This window comes from Coleofasciculus sp. FACHB-712 (assembly GCF_014695635.1).
Classification (GTDB): domain Bacteria; phylum Cyanobacteriota; class Cyanobacteriia; order Cyanobacteriales; family FACHB-T130; genus FACHB-T130.
This window is the reverse complement of record NZ_JACJOQ010000574.1, coordinates 1-5,226: the sequence shown is the minus strand read 5'-3', so window position 1 is coordinate 5,226 and position 5,226 is coordinate 1. Positions and strand designations below refer to the sequence as shown.

General features: G+C 46.2%; 5 protein-coding genes. All 5 read left to right on the top strand.

All coding sequences use genetic code 11. From position 1 onward, the window contains the following. The coding region (locus H6F50_RS20745) for a DUF928 domain-containing protein (protein WP_190430171.1) at positions 1 to 222 on the top strand (222 nt) is incomplete at its 5' end. A 301-nt stretch (positions 223 to 523) separates the two neighbouring features. After that, complete coding sequence (locus tag H6F50_RS27740) at positions 524 to 1,063, top strand: hypothetical protein (RefSeq protein WP_190430170.1); 540 nt, start codon at positions 524 to 526, stop codon at positions 1,061 to 1,063. A 472-nt stretch (positions 1,064 to 1,535) separates the two neighbouring features. Further along, positions 1,536 to 2,063 carry a calcium-binding protein gene (locus H6F50_RS20735; RefSeq protein ID WP_190430169.1) on the top strand — a complete coding sequence of 176 codons (528 nt, stop codon included), beginning with the start codon at positions 1,536 to 1,538 and terminating at the stop codon, positions 2,061 to 2,063. A 146-nt stretch (positions 2,064 to 2,209) separates the two neighbouring features. After that, the gene (locus H6F50_RS20730; protein ID WP_190430168.1) at positions 2,210 to 4,852 is read left to right on the top strand and encodes an S-layer family protein; all 2,643 of its coding nucleotides are present in this window, start codon (positions 2,210 to 2,212) and stop codon (positions 4,850 to 4,852) included. Positions 4,853 to 5,002: 150 nt separating this feature from the next. Further along, positions 5,003 to 5,226 (top strand): hypothetical protein (locus tag H6F50_RS20725; protein ID WP_190430167.1); only part of this gene is annotated, 224 nt, incomplete at its 3' end.

The window sequence follows — 5,226 nt, the reverse complement described above, 5'->3', positions numbered from 1 at the left end:
TTGATGAGTCAGTTACAGAAAGCAACCCCACGGGAACGTGTGGTTCTTTATGCCAAACAAGGAATCTGGCATGATGCCCTCACTGCTCTTGCTGAACTCCGGAGTGCGAATCCAAAAGATGCTGCCCTCACTGCTGACTGGGTAAGTTTATTAAACTCTGGTGGCTTGGAAGCGATCGCTCAAGAACCTGTAATTGAGTGCTGCACCGCTCAACAACAGTAAAAAACAACACATCGAAGCTATAGCCGTTCTCAATGATTTGTGAAGGCGAGATACCCGACTTCTTCAAGAAGTCGGGTATCGGAACCGCTGGCATAGGATTTCTATCAATAGATGCTGTTAGCTTCCGCCCTACTTAGATGAATAAATTTCACTTTTGCCCAAAGAAATTACTAAAGAATCCGGAAGCTAAAAATTTAGTTTGTAGATAAGTTTGTCCTTAAAAAAGTGGAAAGCTTCAGTGTTGTATATTTCAACACTGAAATCATAGCAAACTCACTAATTTTTTCAACGGGTAATTAATATGTCACTTATCAACGGCACTCCGGGAAGCGATCCTAATTTGAAGGGAGGCACAGACAATGACACCATCTATGGTTTTGCAGGAAACGATAACCTCTATGGCGGCAACGGCATTGATACCCTCATCGGTGGAGGAGATAATGACACCTTAGTTGGAGGTGCTGGCTTTGACACTCTCACGGGCGGTTCTGGCGCTGATATCTTTGTATTTAAAGGCGTTAGTTCACATGGAGCTATCCCAGGATCTGGTTACTACGTTCAGAGTGCGGATGGGTTTGACATTATTACAGACTTCAATCCAGCTCAGGATGCTATCAAAGAATATGTTCCTGGTATTCCTGAAGTTCCTGCCAATTTTAAACACGTTACAGGCGCACCCATCATGCCTTTACCTGAGGTTCTTGGCGCTCTGAAAAATAGCGGCTTAGTCAGCAAATTCGCAACGCTTGATACTAGTGATTTTTTGAGCGGTCGCATAAGTTTCGTCAATCTATTTGAGTCAGGATTGAACCCGATTTTTACACAGCCGTTGCTATTTTGAATCTCTGACATTTGAGCGCTAAGCGTGATCTAGAGAAAACGCTTGTCTGCCACGGTTATAATGCTCAGATAGATAAATGCACCAGATAAGATTGAATTGTCTCAGTTAAGTGTCACTTAATTGAGTGACACTCAACTAAGCTGCCACAAATATGTGGTGCTAAAAAAAGCGACTGGCAACAAGCTCTGAAAAAAGTTAAATTTATAAAGTAAAGGTTTGAAAGCTGCCGATATAGAGATTAGTCTCAATCAGTTCTATATCATTAGCCCAATCCCAATGGTAAATTGGCACTCAATGCACTAAAAATACTCTTTTTAGAGAGGTTTTAAGGAATTCAAAAACTAATTCTTCTTTTGGGTGCGACCCACATAAATAGAGTTTATAGCTGAGCAAATTATTACAAAAACGGGCGGTTATCCTTGTATTTTTCAACACAACCTAGCAACAAAAACATTAGTAAAGAGGAATCGACATGGCAGTTATCAATGGTACTCCTGGAAACGATCCAAATTTGAAGGGCGGCACAGAAAATGACACCATTACTGGTTTTGAAGGCAATGATGACCTTTATGGCAGCAATGGTATAGATGATCTCATCGGTGGATCTGGCAATGATACCTTAGTTGGAGGTGCTGGCTTTGACACTCTCACGGGCGGTGCTGGCAAGGATGTTTTCAAATTTACCAACGTGATTGACTGGAAACCACAGCCAGGAGGTAGCTATCATGTCCAGAGTGCTGATGGTTTTGACATCATTAAAGACTTCAATATGTTTGAGGATACCATCCAAAGTTATGTACCTGCTACTCCTGATGCTTCTGCCCATATTAAACATATCTTAGGCGCAATCATTATCGAGCGACCTCCGCTTGGATTTAATTGGGAAAATAGCAATCTAGTCAGTCAAACAGCAAAAACTGACTTTAATACTTTGGTAAGCGATCGCGTTAATTTTGCAACTCTATTCGACTCAACTTTAAACCTGAGCGTCCTAGAATAGCTGCTGTTATAAATCTGGGTAAACCAGGGAGTATATAAACCCTCAGTTCTCCTTTTCAAGGTGAGTTAGGGGGGAGAGAAAACTCCCTAGACAGCCTATAAGCTTTGTTGCAGTGAAATACCCAACTAAGTTTTTCACTTACCTGAATGGAGACAAATCCCGTGAACCCTAAACGCTGGCTCCAGCAGACTTTGCAGTTGGGGCTAGGATGCTCGTTGGCTATAGTAGGGGTGCTTTTTAAAGTCAGTCGCGTATGTGCCCAAATCGTACCCGATGAAACCTTAGGAACGGAAAGTTCTGTAGTGGTACCTTTTGCTCCTGGCATTCCGGTTGAATTTATCTTTGGCGGCGCAACACGGGGTTCCAACTTGTTCCACAGTTTTAAACAATTTGACATTGGAGAAATCGGAGCTGCCTATTTTCTCCCGCCTCCAGAGATTAAAAACATACTAAGTCGAGTAACAGGGGGGAGCCGTTCTGAGATTCTGGGGATACTGGGGGTGATTGGCGAGGTCAATCTATTTTTAATTAACCCCAATGGGATTATCTTTGGACCAAAGGCTTATCTAGATATCGGTGGGGGTTCGTTTGTAGCGACGACAGCGAATGCAATTGGATTTGACACTCAGGGTTTTTTCAGTGCTTCTGCACCTAATGTTCCTCCCATTCTGACAGTCAATCCTTCAGCTTTTCTATTTAATCAAATTGCGCCTAAGCCAATTACCATTCAATCTACGTCAGGTTTACAAGTTCCGGATGGTCAGAGTTTATTGTTAGTAGGCGGGAATATAGAGTTGCAAGCAGGGCAATTAAAAGCACCCGGCGGTAGCATCGAGTTGGGAGGAGTGGCAGAAGCAGCAACTGTAGGGCTAGAGATTGATGGTAACAATCTGCATTTGAGTTTTCCAGCAGGAGTGCAACTAGCAGATATCTCCCTAACGGAAAAAGCCATCGTTGATACCAGTGGTGAAGGCAGTGGTGCTATTCAGCTTTCAGGCAAGCGCATTACCCTCACCGATGGCTCAAAAATTGAGGCGAATACTATTTCAAAACCAGGAGGAACGATTACCGTAACCGCCCAGCAGTCCCTAGAAGTGTTAGCAGGAAGCAGCTTGTTAACTCAGACTATCGGAGATGGAGCGGCTGGAGACTTAACAATCGAAACTGGACAGTTGATTGTTCAAGATGGGGCACGGGTAGGAAGTATTACTTTTAGCACGGGTCAGGGTGGAGCGTTGGCGGTATCTGCCTCAAAGTTCGTACAACTGATTGGTACCAAGGCAAATGGTGAAATTAAAAGCGGCTTGTTTACTCAAACTCAAGGTGCTGGAGCCGCTGGAAACTTGACGCTAAAAACGGTTCAGTTGACTGTTAAAGATGGGGCACAAGTTTCTAGTTCTACTCTCGGTGCAGGTCAGGGTGGGGAATTAAGTGTCACTGCACAAGAGTCTATAGAACTGATTGGTACGGGGGTGGATGGAGTTCCTAGCGGTTTGTTTGCTGCGACTCAAGGCGGCTCCGGAGGTGCTGGAGACTTGAAAATTGACACCAAGCAGTTAATTGTCCGGGATGGGGCACAGGTTTCCGCTTCCACCTTGGGTGGGGCGACAGGCAAAGGCGGAACGTTGAATGTCATCGCAGATTCGGTGCAACTGATAGGAACATCCAAAAATAGTGCCTTTAGAAGCGGCTTGTTGGTGGGGACGGCAGGTAGTGCAGCGGCTGGAGACTTGACGGTTAAAACGGGACAGTTGACCGTACAAAATGGAGCGTTGGTATCGGCGGGAACTTTAGGGGAGGGTCAGGGAGGAAAATTGACCATCACCGCCAAGAAGTCTGTGCAGTTGGTAGGAATATCGGCAGATGGGCAAGCCAGCAGCTTGCTGACTCAAACATCAGGGACTGGAACTGCGGGAGACTTAAAAATTACGACGGGGCAGTTAATTGTCCAAGATGGCGCTCAAATCAATGTTAGCAGCCAAGGGACAGGAAATGCAGGCAATCTAGAAATCGAGGCAGATTCGATTCTTTTAGACAACCAAGCCGCCCTCACCGCGACAACCAAATCGGGAAATGGCGGCAATATTACCCTACAGGTGCAGGACTTATTGCAATTGCGCCACGGTAGTAGCATTTCCACCACCGCAGGCACCGATAAGACAGGTGGAAACGGCGGCAATATGGACATCAATGCCAAATTTATCGTCGCCGTCCCTGAAGAAAATAGCGACATCACTGCGAATGCCTTTGAGGGCCGGGGAGGGAATATCAATATCACCACCTCTGGCATCTTTGGCACCCAGTTTCGTCCTCGCCTGACGCCAGAAAGTGACATCACCGCGAGTTCGGAATTTGGTGTAAATGGCGCAGTCAATATCAATACCTTGGATGTCGATCCCAGTCGCGGGTTAGCGACTTTACCCGCAGAGTTGGTTGATGTGTCTGGATTGGTGGCACAAACTTGTCCGACTGGTGGGGGGCTTGCACAAAGTGAATTAATCTTGACTGGGCGCGGTGGATTGCCGGACAATCCCAGCGAAACCCGAAGCAGCAGCGCCGTTTGGACAGATTGGCGAATTTCTCAAACAAGCCGTCCAAATCGGATCTCGCACGCTGCAAAAGCTTTCCCTCGCTCAACTGCGGTTGCCAAATCTCAGACTCATTCCCCGGCGATGCCTTTGGTGGAAGCGACTGGATGGGGGAGAAATCATCAAGGTGAAGTCGTGCTGATGGCTGCTGTTTCTTCTTCCCCTAAGAGTTTAGCGTTAGCGTCCCAGTGTCCTCGCTAATATTGCGATCGCGTCTTGATGATTCAGTGTTAGCAAGTTAGTTCAACTTTTATGGAAAAAGGTTAAACGTGAGCATCTAAATGGGTAGGCTGTGTTAGGCTATTGCGTGAATATACGGAAACCTTACCGTCAAGGTAATGCTAGCCAAGCGTGTTAATTCGCAGAGTGCTTCGATCGCTGCATTGCCACCCTTGTTGGATAAGAAGCGCGATCGCGCTGGGTACGATCGCCGCTGGGAGCGATCGCGCGATCGCCCAAAATATCACCCTTGATGGCAGCCTCGGCTTGGCAAAAACCTTAACGGGTCCCAATTACGTTATTCCTCAATCAGCGGGTCAAACCGTCGGCAGTAATCTGTTCCACAGCTTTGGAAA